This is a genomic window from Halomonas sp. SIMBA_159 (genome assembly GCF_046536035.1).
Taxonomy (GTDB): domain Bacteria; phylum Pseudomonadota; class Gammaproteobacteria; order Pseudomonadales; family Halomonadaceae; genus Vreelandella; species Vreelandella venusta_A.
The window spans coordinates 1-368 of record NZ_JAWJBT010000174.1 but is presented as its reverse complement, the minus strand read 5'-3'; the positions used below and the strand labels follow the sequence as shown (position 1 = coordinate 368).

General features: G+C 53.3%; 1 protein-coding gene. It reads left to right on the top strand.

The genetic code is table 11. The annotated features are described in order from the left end of the window. Positions 1 to 291 (top strand): type II secretion system F family protein (locus R0J87_RS18875; protein ID WP_498888135.1); only part of this gene is annotated, 291 nt, incomplete at its 5' end. Between the last annotated feature and the right edge of the window lie 77 nt (positions 292 to 368).

Sequence of the window (368 nt, the reverse complement as noted above, 5' to 3'; positions counted from 1 at the left end):
AACGCGGCTACTGCCCTAGAAGAGGGGCGTCATGCTGCTACTGTTTTCGATACCAGCCAGCTTGTCCCCCCTACTTTTCGGGAGCTGTTTCGGATTGGCGAGCAGACCAACCGGCTCACTCTTACCTTGAATGCGTTGTCCATGGCAATGAATGCCCAGGTTGAGCAATCGGCCCAGCGTTTTATAACGCTCCTAACACCGGTGTTAACCCTTGTCCTCGGTAGCGGTATTGGCCTGCTGGTTTACACTCTAATGGGCGCTATATTGGAGGTGAACGAGCTTGCGTTCTAAGCGATCTCACAGCCGAGGCTTCATTCTACTCGATGCAATGATCGCCTTTGCGGTCCTCAGTATGTTGTTGGTCGGAG